Annotated in this window: 16 protein-coding genes; all 16 read left to right on the top strand. The window is 43.8% G+C overall.

The window, feature by feature from the left end; all coding sequences use genetic code 11:
- The first annotated feature begins 7 nt into the window (after positions 1-7).
- The 16 genes from I1H34_RS21095 to I1H34_RS21020 all read left to right on the top strand — a co-directional run bounded on the left by I1H34_RS21095 (position 8) and on the right by I1H34_RS21020 (position 21,414).
- Entirely contained in the window at positions 8-1,981 is a 1,974-nt protein-coding gene (locus tag I1H34_RS21095; protein ID WP_212662897.1) for a lasso peptide isopeptide bond-forming cyclase, read from the top strand.
- A gap of 290 nt (positions 1,982-2,271) precedes the next feature.
- Positions 2,272-2,412 carry a hypothetical protein gene (locus tag I1H34_RS21090; protein WP_212662896.1) on the top strand — a complete coding sequence of 47 codons (141 nt, stop codon included), beginning with the start codon at positions 2,272-2,274 and terminating at the stop codon, positions 2,410-2,412.
- A gap of 193 nt (positions 2,413-2,605) precedes the next feature.
- Positions 2,606-2,746, top strand: a complete 141-nt coding sequence (locus tag I1H34_RS21085) for a hypothetical protein (RefSeq protein WP_212662895.1) — start codon at positions 2,606-2,608, stop codon at positions 2,744-2,746.
- A gap of 402 nt (positions 2,747-3,148) precedes the next feature.
- Entirely contained in the window at positions 3,149-4,963 is a 1,815-nt protein-coding gene (locus I1H34_RS21080) for an ABC transporter ATP-binding protein (RefSeq protein ID WP_212662894.1), read from the top strand.
- A gap of 458 nt (positions 4,964-5,421) precedes the next feature.
- A complete protein-coding gene (locus I1H34_RS21075; protein WP_212662893.1) occupies positions 5,422-6,546 on the top strand; it encodes a glycosyltransferase in 1,125 nt (374 codons plus the stop codon).
- A 10-nt stretch (positions 6,547-6,556) separates the two neighbouring features.
- On the top strand, positions 6,557-8,848 hold the full coding sequence (locus tag I1H34_RS21070) for a GumC family protein (protein ID WP_212662892.1): 2,292 nt from the start codon (positions 6,557-6,559) through the stop codon (positions 8,846-8,848).
- 34 nt (positions 8,849-8,882) lie between these two features.
- Positions 8,883-10,391, top strand: a complete 1,509-nt coding sequence (locus I1H34_RS21065) for a lipopolysaccharide biosynthesis protein (RefSeq protein WP_212662891.1) — start codon at positions 8,883-8,885, stop codon at positions 10,389-10,391.
- Between the two features lie 20 nt (positions 10,392-10,411).
- Positions 10,412-11,164 (top strand): class I SAM-dependent methyltransferase, encoded by a 753-nt coding sequence (locus I1H34_RS21060; RefSeq protein ID WP_212662890.1) that lies wholly within the window; start codon positions 10,412-10,414, stop codon positions 11,162-11,164.
- A gap of 9 nt (positions 11,165-11,173) precedes the next feature.
- Positions 11,174-11,947 (top strand): class I SAM-dependent methyltransferase, encoded by a 774-nt coding sequence (locus I1H34_RS21055; RefSeq protein ID WP_212662889.1) that lies wholly within the window; start codon positions 11,174-11,176, stop codon positions 11,945-11,947.
- Between the two features lie 24 nt (positions 11,948-11,971).
- Complete coding sequence (locus I1H34_RS21050) at positions 11,972-13,198, top strand: glycosyltransferase (RefSeq protein WP_212662888.1); 1,227 nt, start codon at positions 11,972-11,974, stop codon at positions 13,196-13,198.
- A gap of 704 nt (positions 13,199-13,902) precedes the next feature.
- A complete protein-coding gene (locus I1H34_RS21045; protein ID WP_212662887.1) occupies positions 13,903-15,333 on the top strand; it encodes an O-antigen ligase family protein in 1,431 nt (476 codons plus the stop codon).
- Between the two features lie 319 nt (positions 15,334-15,652).
- Positions 15,653-17,062 carry a hypothetical protein gene (locus tag I1H34_RS21040; RefSeq protein ID WP_212662886.1) on the top strand — a complete coding sequence of 470 codons (1,410 nt, stop codon included), beginning with the start codon at positions 15,653-15,655 and terminating at the stop codon, positions 17,060-17,062.
- 20 nt (positions 17,063-17,082) lie between these two features.
- Complete coding sequence (locus tag I1H34_RS21035) at positions 17,083-17,787, top strand: class I SAM-dependent methyltransferase (protein WP_212662885.1); 705 nt, start codon at positions 17,083-17,085, stop codon at positions 17,785-17,787.
- Positions 17,788-17,887: 100 nt separating this feature from the next.
- Positions 17,888-19,039, top strand: coding sequence for a glycosyltransferase family 4 protein (locus I1H34_RS21030; protein ID WP_212662884.1), 1,152 nt, complete (start codon positions 17,888-17,890; stop codon positions 19,037-19,039).
- Positions 19,036-20,184, top strand: a complete 1,149-nt coding sequence (locus tag I1H34_RS21025; protein WP_212662883.1) for a glycosyltransferase family 4 protein — start codon at positions 19,036-19,038, stop codon at positions 20,182-20,184. The genes I1H34_RS21030 and I1H34_RS21025 overlap by 4 nt, the downstream gene beginning before the upstream one ends.
- Positions 20,185-20,262: 78 nt before the next feature.
- Complete coding sequence (locus I1H34_RS21020) at positions 20,263-21,414, top strand: glycosyltransferase family 4 protein (RefSeq protein ID WP_212662882.1); 1,152 nt, start codon at positions 20,263-20,265, stop codon at positions 21,412-21,414.
- Positions 21,415-21,473: the final 59 nt, after the last annotated feature.

Below are 21,473 nucleotides of genomic sequence, written 5' to 3'. Positions count from 1 at the left end.
TGTCATCATGAGCGCAATTACTGGCTTTGTTTATCCTCACCCTCATCCTGGGGGGATTGATCATCTGCATCAAATGGTCCAATCTCTGTCCCATCGGGGACCGGATGGGACAAATATATGGAGTCAAGATCAGGTTGGCCTCGGCCATTGTTTATTACAGACAACCCCAGAATCCCGGTTTGAAACGCCTCCTCTCAGCAATGCCTCCCAAACCTTAGTCCTCACTGCCGACGCGCGGATTGATAATCGTGCTGATCTGATGACCCAGTTGGGCCTGGAACAGCCTACATCCGAAGTTATTACCGATAGCGCTCTCATTCTTGCTGCCTACGAAAAATGGGGTGAACAATGTCCTGAATTTCTCCTGGGTGACTTTGCCTTTGCCCTCTGGGATGCCACTCAACAGCATTTGTTTTGTGCCCGCGATCATTTTGGGGTCAAGCCTTTCTTTTACTATGCCTCTGAACAGGTGTTTGCCTTTGCAAGCGAAATGAAAGCGCTGTTTCACCTGCCAGAAGTGCCTAAAGCCTTAAATGAAACCAGAGTCGCCGACTATCTGACCCTCATGTTGTTTGATTCAGAAATGACCTTCTATGAGCAGATCCTGCGACTTCCTCCTGCTCACCGGATGACGGTGAGCAAAAACAATCTGGACATCTCATCCTACTGGTCTCTCGATCCTGACGTTGAACTACAGCTTGAGTCCGATCAAGCCTATGCTGAACAGTTTCAAGCTATTTTTACCGAAGCAGTGCGCTGTCGCCTCAGAAGTGCATTTCCCGTGGGCACGATGTTAAGTGGTGGCATTGACTCCTCCTCCATCACCTGTATGACTGCCCAGTTGAGACAGGAGGCACAAGAGACCGCTAAATTCCCCACCTTCTCTGCCGTGTTTAATGAAATAACGGCATCTGATGAACAGGAATTCATTAATGCAGTGGTTCATCAGCGGCCTATCGAGCCTCAGTATGTACAGGGAGATCAACTCGGACCCTGGACAGATTATCAGCAGATGTTGGCCCTTCAAGACGAACCCTTATTTGCCTGTAACTCCCACTTAACCCATGCCTTATATCAAATCGCTCAGGGCCAATCCGTCCGGGTGTTATTGGATGGCTTTGATGGTGATCAGGCGGTATCCCATGGAGTAGGGTATTTGCGCACCCTTGCCAAAGCGGGACATTGGCTCAAGTTATGGCGCGAGATGAGCGGGTTTTGTCAAAGCTTCGGTTACGACTTATGGCCACTGTATCGGTCCTATGTCCGTAAATTTGGCATCAACCCCCTCCTCAAGAAGACAAAGATCACCAAAATTATTCGTAAAGTCAACACTTGGCAATCTCGTGGACAGCAAGACCCTAGTGCATCACAGGCAGCTCCAGCAATGCCTTGGGCCATTCCCCTTAGCCCAGACTTTATCGATCGGGCATCAGTGCTACAGCGCTATAAACAGTTGCGTCGTCAGCGCTTTGGCGCACAACCATCTCAACGTCATGAACATATCGTTGATGTTACGTCTGGCTTAGTCTCTTCGACCCTAGAAGTGATGGATCGAACAGCCGCCGCATCCCAAATTGAATTGCGATTTCCCTTTTGGGATAAGCGGTTAGTAGAATTTTGTGTCTCTCTACCAGAGGAGCAGAAGATGCAAAATGGTTGGACTCGGTTGATTATCAGACGTGGACTCGAAGGTATTCTTCCTCCCCAAATTCAGTGGCGCGCAGGGAAAGGAAATTTGGGCACAGCGTTTGACCATACCCTAGAGAAATACGGTACGGACTTGATCCACCAGGTCCTCAGTCATCCTCCTGATGCCATTGCAGACTTTATTGATATGCAAGAGCTGACTAACCTAGTCAATCGATGGCACACAGGACATGCTGAAGCTAACGACACTTTACTGATTTGGATTGCCGTTAACTTGATTCTTTGGCTACAACAAGCTAATCTAAGCTCCAATTTTGCAGAATCCACGCAATAGTAATCAAATCTTATGAATATTTAAGGATTGAGATTCTCCCCATATATTTTAAAAGCTATAATGTCTAAACTGGATTTGTATGCTGAATTGATGTCCACTCGGCAAGATTTTCCACTGGATACTGCCTAAAATAGCGGCATCATGGTCCGGCTAGAAACTTGTTTCACAGCTGACCTGGGGGGTAAACACCTAATTAACTTTAATTAGACGCTGTTAACTTGTATGGCAACTCATATAAGTAAACCAGAACAGCTGCTAAAAGCAGATGACTTAAGGAGCAAGCTAAGGCCATGAAAAAATTTTATGATGCACCTCAATTGAGGGCTTACGGAAGCGTAGAAGATATGACAAAGAATGCGCCATCGGTGAATGCTATCGATGTGCCATTTGGAACCATTCCTGCTGGGGATATTGATGATATAACGTCATAGTTTATTACCCAGCCACGATTTTTTGATTGTTGCTAGAATGTTTGCGTCGTGGTCCAGCTTGAATTGTTTCACAGCTGACCTGGGGGGTAAAACACCTAATTGACAACAATTAGACGCTGTTAATTGGCAAATGCTTCCATATGCATAAGCCAGAACAGCTAAAGACAAATTAAGTAAGGAGTAAGCTAAGACCATGAAAAGATCCTATGGTGCACCTCAGTTGAAGGTGTATGGCAGCGTAGAAGATATGACTAAGAATTCACCGTCATTTAATGCGACAGATGTGCCTTTTGGGACGATTCCTGCCGGTGATATTGATGATGTAACGTCATAGTCATCCTTTTCAGTTATCTATAAACTGAATATTGATACAAACAGAGTCAGCCTTCAAAATGCTGGCTCTATTTGTTTGAGCTAAAACAGATCACAACATTGCATCTCCTCGATAACGGCCTGTTTAAGATCAACGGTTTCAGTGTTGCTGAATGAGTCCTTGCTGTTCGGATGCAGGCTTTTTCAGCTTAGCCATATGGATGACGACTTTGCTTCTCTGGGGTGTAAGGCAGTCTCCCTAAGACTTCGACCTCATTATTGAAATGTGAACGATCTGGCAGATCAGCTCCATCCTATGACCCAGGATTTTGACTAGGGCTGGCCATGTTTTTCACCTCTCTCGCTGAGTGTGTTCGTACAGCGTTAGGATAATTCTGCACTATGCATTGTCAAATGGCCGTTTATGCTGACTGGATTTATCAAAGCAAGATTCAAACGTCCCTTGCACTTCATACCAGCTTTGAAATTGGTTTGGCAAAGCGGTCCTAACTGGACTTTGGCGCGCATTGGCTTGGTCATCATTCAGGGCATCCTACCCTTATTTTCCATTTATATGACTAAGCTGATTGTCGACCAAGTGACGATTAGCTTAGCACTCTCTAACCGGGCATCAGCGATCAACGATATCGTTCCTTTATTGGTTGTTGCCGCTTGCTTGACGATTAGTACGACCTTCTTTGCCTCGCTATCGGACTTGGTTACCATTGCTCATGCTCAGCGGGTCACGGATTATATGCAGGGCATTATCCACTCTAAATCTATTTCAGCCGACTTAGAGTATTACGAAAATGCCCAGTATTATGATGCCTTGCAGCGGGCACAACAAGAGGCTCCCTATCGCCCTCCCCGTATCCTGGATCGGTTAGCCTTGGCCGGGCAAAGTTCAATTTCACTGATCGCAATGTTGGGATTGTTATTAGCCTTGCATTGGAGCATTGTGGGGATTTTGTTTGTTGCTGCTATTCCGACTGTGTTGGTGCGGATGAAGTTTGCAGGGGTGATGTACCACTGGAAGCGTCGTCGTACTCAGCTGGAACGGCAGGCGATGTATTTGGGGTGGTTACAAACCAGCGATTTGTTTGCCAAGGAAATTCGTCTATTTAACTTAGGAGAACATTTCAAACACAGATATTCCCAGTTACGGGAAATAATCTATAAAGAAAAAGTAGGCATAGTTTCCAAACGATCCTTTGCCTTTTTTGGAGCCCAGGTAATTGCAGGACTGTTTGTATTTGCCATCTTTGTCTATATGGTCCAACAAACTTTGTTGGGAGTGCTCAAATTAGGGGATTTAGTTCTCTACTATCAGGCACTGCAAAAAGGCCAAAATAGTCTGAAGGGTTTGTTACGGAGTCTATCTGGACTTTATGAGGATAATTTGTTCCTTGCGAATCTATACGAGTTTTTAGATATAGAATCAAAAGTTTTGGAGCCAGAATGCCCGCAGCCTTTTCCAGGGAGTTTAGCCACTGGAGTTGCCTTCAATAATGTGAGCTTTCAATATGTAACGACCCAGCGTCAAGCTATTCACAATGTTTCTCTCAAGCTTCAGCCAGGACAAGTCATTGCTTTAGTGGGTGAAAATGGTTCTGGCAAAACGACATTAATTAAGCTACTTTGTCGGCTTTACGATCCTACTGAAGGGAATATCACAATTGATGGGATTGATCTCAAAAACTTTAGCAAGCTTGAGCTGAAAAGCCATATCAGCGTCATCTTTCAAGATTATGCTAAATACCATTTCACTGCCCGAGAGAATATCCAGTTAGGGAATATTGAGAGACCTGCCGATGAGCATCGAATCCGATCGGCGGCTCAACTATCCGGGGCCGATAGAGTGATCCAGTCGTTACCTCAAGGGTACGATACTGTCTTAGGCAAGATGTTTGATCAGGGAGAAGAACTCAGTATTGGGCAGTGGCAGAAAATCGCTTTGGCTCGTGCCTTTCTTCGAGATTCCCAAGTGATTGTTCTGGATGAGCCAACCAGTGCAATGGACCCCAAAGCTGAGTATGAGGTTTTCCAACAGTTTCGGGAGCTCATACAAGATCAGTCCGCCATTTTGATTAGTCACCGATTGTCGACAGTTAAGATGGCGGACTATATTTATGTGATGTCACAAGGTCACATGATTGAAGAAGGTAATCATAATACGCTGATGAACCTGAATGGGGTCTATGCATCGATGTTTGAAACCCAAGCTCAGAACTATCGATAACCGATACTAACGAAAAACTTTCTAAATTATCTGGCGAGGGGAAAAATGCCACGCTATACTTAACCTGCTGGGGTGCAAGTGGGCTAATTGGGCCAAGTTCCCAGGACTTTCACTTACTTCTAATACCTTTAAACATCATTCTCCCTCATGCGTTGAAAGAGAGACTATTGCTGAAAGAAAAATTGAGAATTCCTAGCTTCTTTTCTTCAGAGAATATTGAGATTGAAGTTTTATAGAATAGATAACCCATGCAGTGAACAGTGAAGTAGCTGCGCTATGGATTGAATTGGGTTCTGTCATCTTTATAAAGCAATAATTCTCATGTTTAGGGTATCCTTTTACGAAGTGTTGTATCGTCAAGCTCATGATATTGTCTAGCCTATTCCTCCACATCCGTGTGATTTCTAAAAATTGAACAAAGGGTCCTGGTGAAGTAGCAGCTAAAGTACGAACGAATTATGAAGATTGCCCTAGTTCATGACTATCTAACCCAACGCGGAGGCGCTGAGAGGGTTTTCGAGCTGTTGTGTCGTCACTTCCCCAGTGCAGATATATTCACTTCTCTATACGATCCACAACAAACGATAGAGTTGGGCGATCGACTTGTTCATACAACTCTTTTACAGAAATTACCAGGGGCAACCAAGTATTTTAGGCTGTTGGCTCCTTTCTATTATCCAGCTTTTAGAGCGTTGGATTTACAGAAATATGACCTAATTATTAGCAGTAGCACCAGCTTTGCTAAAGCGGTGCGAACCCGATCGGATGCAAAACATATCTGCTTTTGCCATAACATCACTCGTTTTCTGTGGGACACCCAAACCTATTTGAGAGAGTATGCAGACTATCAGCATCTCTACCCTTTTATCGAGAAAATGTTTCGGGTCATGAGGAAGGCTGATCTCGCCTATGCCCAAGAGCCCGATCTATATATTGCTAATTCGACTGAAGTCGCCGGCCGTATCCAATCGACTTATAGTAAGCAAGCGATTGTAGTCAACTATCCAATTGATAATTCTAAATTTTCTTTTTCGGACCAAAAAGAAGATTTTTTCTTAGTATCTGCCCGATTGTTGGGCTATAAGCGTGTTGACGTTATTATTGATGCGTTTAATCAGTTGGGTTGGCCTTTGAAGATTATGGGAGATGGCCCGGAACGGGAGCATTTAGAACGTCGAGCTAAATCAAACGTCGAATTTCTAGGATATATCTCTGATGCAGAGCGCTGTCATCTGATGGCCAAAGCTAAAGCAGTGGTCGTGGCAGCCCTAGAAGATTATGGTTTGGTTCCCGTTGAAGCAAATGCCAGCGGAACGCCAGTGGTTTCTTTTGGTGCGGGTGGTGTACTCGATACCCAAGTTCCAGGCCAGACGGGTGTGTTTTTCAATAAACAAACAGCCTCATCTCTGCAGGCAGCACTCGTGCGATCGCAACAGATCGAATGGGACTATCAATACATTCGAAACCATGCCCTGTCACACTTTTCCGAACCCGTCTTCTTTCAAAAAATCCATCAAGTTATTAACCAAATTTATCCCGCTCAAACGATTAATCAAAATTCTTTTGTTCCTTCTATAAGTTGAAATACAGATTGTGACTGAAAGCAGTTTATACAAACCCCCTAATAAGCTTGCGCATCAACAAGATGCTTTGATTGCCCAAACCATTGACAAAGACTGGGGCTATGGGCATCTGCTTTCGATCTTAATCCGGCGGAAATTTTGGTTTCTAGGTGCCTTTGTGGGCGCTTTGGCAGGCTCTATTTTCCTGACTTTAAAAACTCAACCCCTGTATCAAAGTACGATGCAGCTTTTGGTGGAGTCCAACTATCAGTCCAAACCGAATGGTTTAGGGCCGAAGACCGCAGAGAATCGGTTTGCTGATCCGAATGTTCAAGTGGATCTCACGACACAACTGCAAGTGTTGACGGGGGCTGAAGTTCTGTCTAGGGCTGTTGAACGGCTACAAACAGACTATCCAAATATCACCATTGAGGATCTACGATCATCTTTGTCTTTTAGTCCTGTATATGGTCCAGATCGAACGGGTAAAGGAAAGGTCGCAACAAAGGTCTTGGCCGCCAGTTACATCAGTACTCAGCCTGAAAAAACCCAACAGATTTTAGAAACAGTCTTATCTGTCTATCAACTCTATAACCTAGAACAGCAGAAGCTCCGTCTCTCCAAGGGTTTGGCGTTTATTGATAAGCAATTGCCAGAAGTTCGCCGCAGCGTTTTGGAAGCAGAGGCTGCCCTGAAGACTTTTCGCAGTGGCACCAATGTGATTGACCCTGCTACACAAGCCCAAACCGCATCCGCTGCTTTAGACCGGATCAAAACTGAACGACAGGCTTTAGATGCTCAATACCGAGAAACCTATGCCAGTTTTACCAGTGTGCAGCGGCAGATTCAGTTAGCCCCTGATCAAGCTCGAACATCGGCTCGGTTAAGTGAATCGCCTCGGTATCAGTCTCTGTTGAATCAAATTCAGCAAACTGAATTAGAGTTAGCGCAAAAACGCCAAACTTTGACGGAAGATCATCCCATCATTTTCAATTTACTCAATCAGCGCCGAGATCAATTGGCTCTATTAGAGCAGGAAGTGGGTCGGGTATTGGGGAATGATGCGGGTCAGTTGCCCACCAGTGAGAACCAACTCAATGCAGGCCAATTTGGGGACAATGACTTATCCCTGGTTCGGCAGTTGAGTGAACTTCAGAAAAGCTTGCAGAGTTTGCAAGCACGCGATCGCAGCTTAGCGCAAACCGAAGCAAAGTTAACGACTGAACTCAAGCAATATCCTGAGTTATTGGCCCAGTTCAACCGCCTACAACCAGAAGTCTCTACTCGACGGGGGACGTTGCAGAAGCTTCTAGAAGCCCGCCAAGAGCTGGGATTAGAGATTGCCCGAGATGGCTTTGATTGGCAAGTGGTAGAAGCGCCCCAGCAGGGGGTTCAAATTAGTCCCAACGCCCGACGCAATTTGATGTTGGGAGCAGTCGTGGGGTTATTTCTGGGTGGCATCGCAGCCTTTGTGCGCGAAGCAATGGACGATAAGTTTCATAACTCAGATGATTTAGGTAATCAGTTCCCCTTGCCTTTACTGGGCGCTATCCCTGAACTCTCTACCTCTGACTTGCGAGACTCTCTCATTCTGCCCTTAACAGAAACCCAAAGCCCCACCTTTACTACGCCAGAACTATTTCAATGGCAACCCCTGCGAGAATCCCTGGACTTAATCTATACCAACATCCAGCTGCTACAAACCAAAAACCCCTATAAAACTTTGATGATTACTTCAGCTGGGACTGGAGAGGGTAAATCTACCTTGGCCTTAGGCCTAGCAATTAGTGCTGCTCGGTTAGATCAACGTGTCTTAGTGATTGATGCAGATCTGCGAAATCCAAGCTTGCACTACATGTTTAACCTGAATAACCATCAAGGATTATCGACTCTCCTCAATGGAGATGTCACCTTGGCGGAGCTACAGACTACCCCACAATGGGTTTATATGCGTTGGGATGAGTCTGAGCTAGATCCAGGAACGCTGCCTCCGTCTGATCTGAGTATTGATGTGTTGACCGCTGGACCTCTATCGGCAGATCCAGTAAAGCTATTGAGTTTAGAACGGATGCAAAATGTTCTCAAAGGCTTTGAAAATAACTATGATTTGATTTTGATTGATAGTCCTCCAGTGTTGGGCGTCGTAGATACCATTCCTATCGGCTTAGGATGCGATGGTGTTGTGATGGTGGGTCGAATGAAACAAGTCACCCGGTTAGAGTTATCACAAGCAATTTCTGCTCATAAGAAATTGAATGTGATTGGTCTAGTGGCAAATGGCGTGAGTCCCACCCATAAGAACTATGCTTACCTAAAAGCTTAAGTGAGTTTGTCGACCGATCAATCAGGCCGAACCCTTGCGTATTCGAAAGTCTAATCATACTGCAGATGCTTTTTTCAGTACGAAGCATTTGCAAGGAAATTTAAAGCAACGAGCTGTTCGAGGTGGTGCGACCACCATCACTGCTCAGGGGTTGAAATTTACGTTGACCCTTGTGGCCAATGTCGTGTTGGGGCGTTTCTTAACCCCGAATGACTATGGTTTGGTGGGGATGGTGACCGCAGTCATGGGGTTTGTGACGATCTTCAAAGATCTAGGCCTATCTATGGCGACGGTCCAGAAAGAAGATATCAATCATGAGCAGGTCAGTACGCTGTTCTGGATTAATGTGAGTTTTAGTTTAGGGGTTGCTATTCTCGCCGCTTGCCTCTCGCCCTTGATTGCCGGATTTTATAATGAGCCGAGGTTGACCCTAATTACCATTGCTTTAGCGGGTGGCATTGTCATGGGGGGCTTAGGGGTGCAACATACTGCTCTACTTCAGCGGCAGATGTCTTACAACGCCCTAGCCTTCAATGATGTTTTTGCACAGCTATCTGGTGTGAGTGCGGCCTTCTTGTGTGTGTGGCTAGGGTGGGGCTATTGGTCACTCATCGCCCTGTCTCTAGTCACGATTAGCGTGAATACTCTGGGAATTTGGATTGCTTGTCGCTGGGTGCCGGGCTTACCTCGCTGGAATACCGAGATGCGATCGCTAATGGTCTTCGGTAGCAATATCACCGGCTTCAGCATTGTGAACTACTTGTCTCTCAATTTGGACAACGTATTAATTGGTAAGTTCTGGGGCTCGCAACAATTAGGACTCTATGCCAAAGCCTATCAACTCTTGCTCTTGCCAATTAGCCAAATTAACGCCCCGATTACCAACGTGGCCGTCCCTGTGCTCAGCCGCTTAGTGGATAGTCCTAGTCGATATCGACAAGTCTATCTGCGCATCTTAGAAAAACTGATGTTATTGACCTTGCCAATTATCTTATTTATGATCGCCGCATCGGATTGGCTGATCCAGATTTTGTTAGGCTCACAGTGGCTCGGTGCTAGTGCTATCTTCGCATTGCTGGGCATTTCAGGACTCATGCGGCCCATCGCCAATTCTGTAGGCTGGTTATTTATTACTCAAGATCGAACGGATGATTTATTCCGATGGGGACTTTTGAGTTCTACCATTACCATCTTCTCGTTTGGGGTTGGTCTACCCTGGCAGGCCCTGGGTGTGGCCATCTCTTATTCCAGCATCGCCCTATGTATCACGATGCCCTTATTATTCTTTGTGGTCGGGCGACATGGCCCTGTCAAAACGAAAGACTTCTATGTAACCATGGCGCCGCTTGGCTTTTCAACGTTATGCACTATCCTGGCACTAGGGACGCTACGGTATCTTATTCAGCCTCAGCCTTTCTGGGGATGCTGTCTTGCCTTTGTGGTCACTATCATGAGTTTTTTTACTGCCTTAGTAGCTCTACCAAAAGGCAGAAACATCTTATGGGATCTCAAACAATTAATGTCTGATTTAAAAACTGCTTAGTGGAGAGGGGGATAATGCGCATGACCACTGTAACTGATCATCCTATCGACCCTATCAATGAAGATGATCCTCGTCTTAACCCGTCCTGGACCAGCGATCGCTACTATATCTTAATTAAGCTTCGTCAGGCCCTAGAGCAAACGATTAAGAACCATGTCCAGCCCCTGCACCAACAGCATCATGACTTAACCGCGATAGATATGGGCTGTGGCACGATGCCCTATCGTAGTTTATTCACACCAACGGTTCAGCAATATTTGGGTGCTGACTTAGCGAGTAATCCCATGGCAGACTTAGCCATCAACCCAGATACAGGCAGTGTTGACCTCAGTGACAACAGTGTTGATTTAGTGATTTCGACCCAAGTATTGGAGCATGTCGAATCTCCAGCCGCTTATTTAGCTGAAGCCCATCGAGTCTGCAAATCAGATGGCCTATTACTCTTGTCTACCCATGGCTATTGGCCCTATCACCCTATTCCGACGGATTATTGGCGTTGGACTGGAGCAGGACTCCAAAAACTGTTGATGGACTGCCACTGGGAAGTTGTCGAAATAACGGGAGTGTTGGGATTTGCAGCCGCTTCAGCCTGCCTGGTTCAAGATGCGTTAATCCCCAAGATTAGAAGTCCTTTTAAACGAGTATTTGCTGTATTGATGCAACAAGTCATTCGCTGTTTAGACAGCTCCTATTCACCTGAACAACGTCAAGAAAATTCGGCTGTTTATCTGGTTGTGGCTCGACCACTAGTCAACTCAAGCAAGTCAACATAGGACATCTTAATGACCAACAACGTAGAACAAGTTAGAAGTTACTACAATGAATTTCGCGATACGCGGATGTTGAACTATCGACTGTATGGTAATCCGCGCATAGATAAAGCCGTAGAACTAATTGGGCAATATACCCGACCCGATAGCAAGATCCTGGATATTGGTTGTGGTATCGGACTGGTATCAGAAAAAATTGGAACCAAGATCAAGACAGGGCATATTTGGGCCTGTGATATTGCAGATAAAAATATTGCCTATGCCCAGAAAACCGTAATAAATGAAAATATCACTTTTTTGAAGGTTGATATTATTAATGAATTCAAAAAAATTGAAGAGAAGATTCAGCAACCCGTCGATTTAGTCTCTATGGTGGATGTGATTGAGCATCTTCCTCCCAACCACTATGAATCGTTTTTCGCCAATTTAGACCGCATTACAACGGGGAACGCTGTCGTTGTTTTAACGTACCCTAGTCCTGAATATCAGAGATATCTACATCAATATAATCCTGATGAGCTGCAAGTCATCGATGAAACGATTGAAATTGGTGATTTAATCCAATGGGCGGCGCATGGAAATTTCAAATTACAGTATTTTAACTACCCGGATTTAGATCGAAAAAACCAGTATGTGCATTGTGTGTTAGCCAAAGACTTAGCTTATGACGAAGTTCCACGCATTAGCTTGAAAGAGAAGGTTAAACGGTATGGGCTTAAAGCAAAAAACAAGCTAATCATGCCAATCCTGAAGTATAAGTACATTAAAAAGCCATTCAATCAATAGTCATTTATTCTTGCTCATATTTATATGAAAATTGCTTTTTTGGTTGGAGCTTTTCCATCTATATCAGAAACTTTTATCCTGAATCAGATTACGCATATTATTGATGAAAAACACAGTATAGATATATATGCCAGTCGCCCTCAGAATGTAACGACAGTTCACCCAGATGTTGAAAAATATCAGCTTTTGGACTGCACTCAGTATTATCCCTTGATGCCTTCAAACTACCTCTTGAGAAGTTTGAAGGGGATTCTCCTTTTTTTAAAGGGCTGTTTGACGGATCCTGTGTTGATTTTTCGATCGCTCAATATCTGGCGCTATGGTAAGCAAGCCCTATCGTTTCGATTGCTTTATGCTGTTGTTCCTTTCCTCAAAAACCGTCCCACCTATGATATTGTTCATTGTCATTTTGGACATCTAGGCATCTTAGGCTCACAACTGCAGGAAATTGGCGCTGTTCAGGGTAAGCTGTGCACAACATTTCATGCTTGGGATATCACTGAGTATCTGGAAGAGGCCGGGGTGGATGCTTATCGGCAACTCTTTATCAAAGGTGATCAATTTTTACCGATTAGCCAGTACTGGCAAGAGCGATTAATTGAGCTGGGGTGCCCCGCTCATAAAATTGCAGTTCATCATATGGGCATTGACTGTCAACAGTTTCTGTGGATTGCCAGACAACTCCAGGAGGATGAGCCTGTGCAGATTACAACCGTCGCTCGCTTGGTTGAGAAGAAAGGTGTTGAGTACGGTATTCGTGCGATTGCACAACTCAAAAATTGTTCTTACCCTCTAAAGTACTCCATTGTGGGTGATGGCCCTTTACGTGAATACTTAGAACAACTGATCACGGAACTCGACCTAGACTCTATGGTCGAGTTGTTGGGATGGAAATCACAAGATGAAGTCATTGATGTTTTAAATCAGACTCACTTATTACTGGCTCCCAGTGTGACGGGTCAAAAGGGGGATCAGGAAGGAATCCCAGTGGCGTTGATGGAGGCCATGGCGATGGGATTACCAGTGGTGAGTACCCACTACAGTGGTATCCCAGAATTAGTGGAACATGATGTGTCGGGGTTTCTATTGCCGGAGCGAGACTCGGATGCGATCGCAGAAAAACTCATCTATCTCATCGAACACGCGGAACGTTGGGGCGAGATGGGACAGGCTGGTCGTGCCCATGTCCAATCTCACTTCAACATCAATCAACTCACACAACAGTTAATTAGTATTTACAGCCAGATGTGAGAATACTGTTTAAGACTGATTAAAATTCTCGGTTTTTCTGGTTAGAAATGAGACCAGATGATTCAAGTGATAGGGCTTAACCTATATTTTGTAGATTATTGCATTCTTGTAATGTTTTTCTAGATAAGACTTAGCATCTTAGTTCTACATCCAAATACCTTTCCCTCCCCAGAAAGCCAATTAAACTGTATTGCTTTTTTAGCTAGTTCTGAGAGAGTTGTTGATCTGTTTATCCAGGCAGTGGGATCTTTACGGGTGAAAAAAACGATTGAAAATAAGATCTGTAACCTTTTTCAAGTAAAGCTTTTAAGGAAATGTACTATCTGCGAGATGTAGAGTCTAAATCTGTGCAGAAGCTTTAAAAATGGAATCTTGCTATTTAAAGTATTTGCCTAAATATATCTAACAGCACTGGTGATTTGTGAGATGAATGAGCGCTCATGAGAGTCAGCATATATAATGATTTGGCTAAAATTTTCTCTTGAAAATGTAAAAAAGGTTAGTTTAATTCACTACTTATTGCCTTACTATATTAGGAATTCAGGGCTGACCTACCTATTTCTCGAACGGTAGATAGCTGACGGCAATATTGACCCTATCTTGAATACACCTATCTTATGAAATAAATATATTTGTATTTACAGAAAAATATATTTAAGCATATATTAAAAGTCAATAAAATAAAAAATAGATTTTCCTGAGTCATGAATACTCTTAAAGAGTGTCAAAATAATACTGATAAAGAATCTCGAAAAGCATGGATATTGATTATTGCTTTTGTACTATTTCTGGTACTTATTCTCACCATTGGCTTTTCAAGATACTCAATGCAAATAATGCCAGTGACGGCAATTTTGCTAGGAACATACTTATACTTTAAACATCCGGGTATGTATATAGGATTTACATTCTGGATGCACTTTGTTTCACCAGGAATTCAGCGCTTTATTGATTTTAAAATTAATTCTATTAATCATGGTTATTTGACATTTACTGCTAATTCAGTAACGTTAATTTCTGTATTCACTTTGATACAGTATTCAACTCAGATCTCATATAAGGAATTATCGCCATTTTTACTCACTTTATCTGCTTCTTTTTATAGCTTATTCATCTCTCTCATTAAAAACCCACCCCAAGACTTCATTCTGATTGAGCAGTTTTCTGCTTTGGTTGGACCAATATTATTTGGACTACATATATACCTAAACTGGAAAAGATATGCGACTTATAAATCAGTTATAGAAACTACAATAATATGGGGATCACTTGTTTTAGGAATATATGGTATCTTCCAGTTCATTTTTGCACCGAGCTGGGATATCCATTGGCTAAACTCAGTAGAAAAGTGGTCCTATGGCTTGCCAGAAGCTTTCGCTATCAGGATTTGGAGTGGAACAACTGATTTCCAAACATTTGCAACGACTATACTGATTGGATTGATGATCCTTCTGTATAGGTTTGACTGGCCATTACGTATTCCTACTTTAAGTTTAACTGGGTTAGGACTGTTGCTTAGTCAAGCAAGGGCTGCATGGCTCTGCTTTTTTATTACCCTGGCAATCTTCTTATTCAGAATTAAGAGCAGGATGAAATTCCGTATATTGGCTATTATTCTGCTTCTAATTATCATGACTTCTGTCTTAATACTCACGAACGATGTTTTATATGACAAGGTTGCTTCTCGACTGTTAAGTCTATTCTCATATGATGATGATATAAGCGTTAATATTCGTAAGGATTTATATAACACTTATTTTGATTCAGCAATATCTCAATTTGTCGGAGTAGGATTGGCTGGCTCTTTAGATTTAGGGGATTTCAATATTGTTGATGCTCCTCTATTTATCTACTTATTTTATTTTGGCTGGATAGGTATTCTCCCTTATGTAGTGGGATTGTTGGCATTAGTCTTGAAGCTCTGTCGTTCAAGTCCGAAAGATTATCTTTCCTTGTTTTCACAGGCCTTTGTTATAGGAACTATTAGCATTATTGCCTTTAATAATGTGCTGATGGCAACCTTAGGATTTTATTTCTGGAGTTTCTTAACCCTTGGCCTAGCATCTCAGAGATATTTTGAGATTGCTGAAACTGCTACTTCACCACATCGGAGACTGCAGGTTATCAAAAACTAAGAATGATGGATGTCACGTGTTTTGCTTTCGATGATTCTTGCGAACTTACTGTGGCACAGCATGAGTCGTGAACTGCATCAATGTCGTGGGTATCAAAGTATGGCGTGAGCGTGTCTGCAAAAGTTGTCCTTCATTGGGCACCCAAGATGCTTAGTGAGTACATTGGTAAAGAGGAATGGGCGATGTTCAGGTCCAATCTCACTTCGATATTCACCAACGCATGCAACCTTTGCTGGCCTAGTATCGTCACCCCTAACTTTCACACTATCTTGACTAGATACTCTATAACTATTAGACATCGGCCTGAATACGCTTATTTATGGATACATTCTCAACTGCTAGCCTTAAACCCAGTCCTTATGAAAAGTATGGATGGTTAGCGATTGGGGGATTAATTGGCCTGCTGATATTCTTCTTTCTCATCGGTGCTGGCCGATTTCTAGTGCTGATTTACCCCGTCTGCGCTCTTGCGGTCGGTATCTACCTCTACCAATATTGTCCCAGACTATATATTGCCTATACATTTTGGCTGTGGTTTCTCAGTAGCCTGATTCGTCGCATCATTGATTTTCAGGCGGGTGAGTATACGATGGGAGGGTTTTACACAACCCCAGAACTGGTTAGCTTAATTGTTTTACCCAACTGTATTAAGAGCTTTCCCAGAGAACTAAAGTCTGTCGGATTGCCTTTTATTCTATGCCTAGGTACGGTGACCTATGGTGTGTTAGTCGGTCTTGCGAATAACCCCATTCGAGACTTTTCAATGGTTGACTTAGCACTTGGATTTATTTGTCCAATTGTATTTGGTTATTATTTATACTCTCACTGGCAAAACTATCCTGAATTATGCCAAGCAATTTACAAAATATTCATTTATGCCGTGATTGTCATGGGCATTTATGGGCTTTATCAATATGTCGTCGCCCCCGACTGGGATCGTTTCTATTTAACTTTTACAGGTATCCAAGCTAGAGGTACCCCTGAACCCTTTGGGATTCGGGTTTGGAGTACCACCTCAGCGGCTCACCAGTTGTCATTTCCCATGGTTACAGGGGTCTTGCTATCCCTTTGTCCGCCCTTGGGTTGGACTCAATATTTAGCGCTTTTATTTGGAGCGATTACCCTTTTAGCTGGCGTGGTTCGAACCGCATGGCTCTGTCTGTTGTTGGTGATGGGCTTGTATATTACGACACTGCGCCCACAGCAACAGTCTAAGCTGTTTGGTCTACTAACCTTAACTTTTTCGAGCATCCTCATTGTTGTCTTGTCAGTGAGTGAATTGAATGAGCGTATTAGTCAGAGATTTGCAAGTTTTCAGTCTCTAGAAAGTGATGAAGCCCTTAACCTTAGAGCAGAAGCTTTTTCTGACTTATTTGAGAAAATTGTATTTAACCCGGTTGGTAAAGGCTTTGGCTTTTACCTAGAATCCATTAGCAATATTAGTAGTGGAGACGGTACCTTTTTACCCATGCTGTTATGGTTCGGTTTAATTGGCACCATGATCTATTTTGTGGGTGTGTTTATGCTGATTGCCAAAATAGTGACAGTTAAACCACCGAGCCGAGATAATTTTCTCATCGCCATCAAAATTCTTTGTGTGGGATTATTACCAATGATGCTGACAGGCCAATATTTTCCAGAAATTCCTGGGTTAATCGTTTGGACATTTCTGAGTCTGGGTATAGCCGCTTATAAGTACTATAAAGTTCACTACATTGTGCAGCAATAATCCTAGGATGTTAATATACTATGCCCATCGTTAAAACTCTTAAAAAGACCTTGTATTTTGGAGTTCAGCATCATTGTCCAATTTGCCAATCCAATGTGCGTCTCTTCAAGCCGATGGGTACAACTCAGGTTCGGTTGAATGCCATCTGTCCTGTCTGTAGTAGTTTGGAAAGACATCGAATGATGTGGCTATTTTTTAGGCAAAAAACGAACTTGTTTGCTGCCAATCTTAAAAAGATGCTGCACATTGCTCCCGAAGAGTGCTTATCAGACAAATTTTCACAATGTGAGTCGATTGACTATTTAACGGCAGATTTGAATAACTCGGCAATGGTCAAAATGGATCTGACCGATATTCAATACCCTGATAACAGTTTTGACATCATCTATTGCTCACACGTTTTGGAACATATTCCAGATGATGCTAAAGCTATGGGTGAGCTATCAAGAGTATTGAAGCCAGAAGGCTGGGCTGTGATTCAAGTTCCCATCTTACGAGAGCAAACCTATGAAGATTGGAGCATCACCGATCCACAGCAACGAGAGCAACATTTTGGCCAAAGTGATCATGTACGTGTCTATGGCTTGGATTATAAAGATCGCTTAGAAAAAGCTGGATTTTGTGTCTCGGTTATGCCGTATTTGCAAGAGTTCAGTTCTGAGGAACGTCAAAGGTTTGGATTTGATATAGAGAAGGATGATATCTATTTTTGTACGTTACATTGACCGTAATTATTTAAATGCCGACTTGGTGAAATATTCTTTGCTTTAGATATCTCTATTTTCAGTGCTAATCATTTATCTTTTCTGATTACTTAAACAGAGTATGAATATCCTGTTGATTCTCCATGAATATCTTGATCCGAATTCAGGCGCTGCAGGGAGTACCTTAAACCTCAAAGAAAAGTATCAAGAGCTAGGACATCAAGTCTATACATACTCTTTTGATGACCTACCTCCATGGCTATCTATGAGGCTTAAAGATGTCGTCTTTCCTGAGATGACTGCCCTTAAGATTGCTCAAGTCCTGAGACAAAACAAGATTGATGTCATTGATGCCTCTACCGGGGATGCTTGGGTGTGGGCACGTTTGCTCCGTCGTCTAACGCCAACCCCTCCCTTATTAGTTACTAGAAGCCATGGTTTAGATCATTTAGAGCATGAAGAACGCCTGCAAGATGCAGCCCTGGGGAACCTGGATCTGAGTTGGAAGTATCCCCTTTACCGAGGCAGTATTCAATTGTGGGAAATCGCTCAGTCGTTAAAATGTGCGGATTTAACCTTCTTTCTGAACCGCGTGGATGCTGAGTATGCAGTGAACCAATTACACGTTAATCCGGAGACCGCTCATGTTTTTCCCAATGGATTACCGAATTATTTTCTGAATTTACCCCTGAAATATCATGAGGATGGACGGATTCGCATAGCTCAGGTTGGAACCTATGTTCAGCGTAAAGGCATAGAGTATAGTACCCCCGCTCTCAATGAGATATTACTGAAATACCCTGAGGTCGAAGTGAGCTTGATTGGGACTGAACTCAATGGTTATGGTGTGCCAGAACAGGTTTATGCTGACTTTGATCCGCAAGTCCATGATCGCCTCACCGTCATCAGCTATTATCAACACGAAGAATTGCCTGCCCTACTCAAAGGATTTGATATTAAGTTGTTTCCTACTCTCTCAGAAGGCTTTGGTAAAGTCCTGATTGAAGCGATGGCCTGTGGTTTGGCTCCCGTGACAACGCCAGCTCCCGGACCCTCAGATATTGCTCAAGAGGGGCATGATGCCTTATTCGTTCCGGTGAGAGATAGTCGGGCTATTGTTGAATCCCTAGAACGATTGATCCATGACCGTTCCGAATTAACCCGACTGCAACAAAATGCTTATCAAACGGCCCAGAACTATAGCTGGTTCACTATCGCTCAAAAGCGTTTAGCTGCCTATGAAGCAGCCATTAACAAGCGAGACTCAATATGAAAACCTTGCAAATTGGTATGGATTGGTTCCCTGATAAGCAAGGAGGGGGGTTAGATCGCTACTACTATGATTTGACTCGATATCTTCCTCAGGCAGGGGTTGAGGTTGCTGGTGTGGTCACTGGCCCTCCCACTGTGGCTGAGCAAACCCACGATCAAGTCACGGCATTTGCACCGCGCCAGTCTTCTCTACTTCAAAGATTTTGGGGGGCACGTCAAACTGCTCGCACGCTTCTCCAGCAGGAAGATGTTTCACTATTAGTGTCCCATTTTGCTCTGTACACTGTTCCGATGCTTGACCAGCTCGACCATCGCCCCTTTATTTTCCATTTTCATGGTCCTTGGTCTTTAGAAAGTATTGTGGAAAGCAATAAAAGCCTGGGCTTCCAAGTCAGAAAAGCGATGGAAAGGGCTGTATTTAGCCGTGCTAAGCGTTTTATTGTTTTATCTCAGGCCTTCAAAGATATTCTGCATCGTACCTATGATATTCCTGAGGAGCTGATTCAGATTATTCCTGGAGGAGTAGATACTGATCGGTTTGCAACCTCTGTGTCACCTGAGTCCGCAAGGGCTAATTTACAATGGCCACAAGATCGCTTCATTTTGTTTACGGCTCGCAGATTGTCCAAGCGCATGGGCTTAGACAATTTAGTGGAAGCGATGGCGACTGTCTGTCAGCAGTATCCGGAAGTCTTGGTAATGATGGCTGGCAAGGGTGAACAAGAGCTGGCTCTGAAAGCACGCATACAGGAATTGGGACTCAATAATCATGTTCAGATGATTGGGTATCTTCCTGATCAAGCCTTGCCGATGGCCTATCGTGCTGCTGACTTAGCCATTCTACCCACCCTCTCATTGGAGGGATTCGGGTTAGTGGTTTTAGAGTCCTTGGCAGCGGGCACCCCCATTTTAGGGACTCCTGTTGGCGGGATTCCAGAAATTTTGAGGCCCTTTTGTGAGGATTTAGTGCTGCCGGGATATTCCCCTCAACATATTGCGTCAGGCATTCTGGAAGTTTGTTCAGAGAAACGTCATTTACCGAGCCCGCAAGTATGTGAAGACCATGTGCGTAAAAATTACGACTGGTCTGTTATTGTGCAGCAAATTCAAGGGTCTTACCAGGAGGTTTTGGATGAATACTCATAAGAGGTAATAGGCAAATAACTTTGCTCACTCTGACTAACTTCTCTAAATCTTATTGATATCGTCAAAGTCAAACAGTATATGAAACAGCATCGCATTCTCTTTGTAAATCACGTTGGTGCGCTAGCAGGGGCAGAATATTGCTGTTTGAGTATTGCTGCTGCCTATCGAGCAACGAGCCAGATGTTGCTCTTTGAAGATGGACCGTTTCGTCAGGTTCTGGAAAAGGCTGGGGTGCCGGTTACCGTCGTCAATGCACCGGACTCTCTGTTGTCTATCCGCACATCAAGTGGCTTGGCTTCTCTCAAAGCGATTCCAGCTTTGTGGCAAATGGCCCAGCAGATTGCTAAAGCCTCTCAAGGATTTGACTTCATTTGTGCGAATTCTCAAAAAGCTTTTATTGCTTCTAGCTTGGCAACGCTAATCGGGACGCCTCCGTTAGTTTGGCATTTGCGAGATATCCTGACTGCTAAGCATTTTAGTGGTGTGAATCGCCGTGTAGCCATCACTCTGGCGAATAGCCGGGCTGCTCAAGTGTGGGTTGCATCCCAGGCAACGGCTGATGCCTTTATCGCCGTGGGCGGTCGTCCTGATCTAGTTAAGGTGATGTATGACGGGATTGAATCTGACCGGTTTGATCAAGTGACGCCTGATGCTGCAAATGCTGTTCGCCAAGAATTAGGTCTGGGTGATGTGCCTTTGGTGGGACTCTTTAGCCGATTATCTCCATGGAAAGGTCAACATGTCCTTATTGAAGCGCTGCGATCTTTACCGGATGTACATGGGTTATTGGTGGGAGATGCTTTGTTTGGAGAGCAAGACTATGTTTCTATGATTAAAGAAATGGCGGCTACGGATGACTTAGCGGATCGAATTCATTGGTTGGGATTTCGACAAGATGTCCCGGCTTTGATGAAAGCTTGCGATATTGTCATCCATGCCTCTACTGAGCCTGAACCCTGTGCCAGAATTGCCATTGAAGGACAGCTAGCCCAAAAGCCAGTGATTGCTACAGCGGCAGGCGGCATGTTGGAAGTGATTGCAGATCGACAATCGGGGCGATTAGTACCCCCAGGTAATGCCGATGTATTGGCAGCAGCTATTCGTGAGCTTTTGAATGATCAACAGCTTGCCTCGACTTTAGCTAAACAAGGGATGCAGTCTGCTGCCACTAAGTTTGCCCCCGAGGTTTGCCTCGGTGCCGTTGATCAAGCCCTCACCACTCTGGTTTGAGGTAGGATTTGCAAATTAATTTTGTAGAATTAAATTGGTTTCAGAGCGTTGAGTCTGGT

It is taken from the genome of Acaryochloris marina S15, from assembly GCF_018336915.1.
Lineage (GTDB): Bacteria > Cyanobacteriota > Cyanobacteriia > Thermosynechococcales > Thermosynechococcaceae > Acaryochloris > Acaryochloris marina_A.
This window is presented reverse-complemented; position numbering and strand designations above follow the sequence as displayed.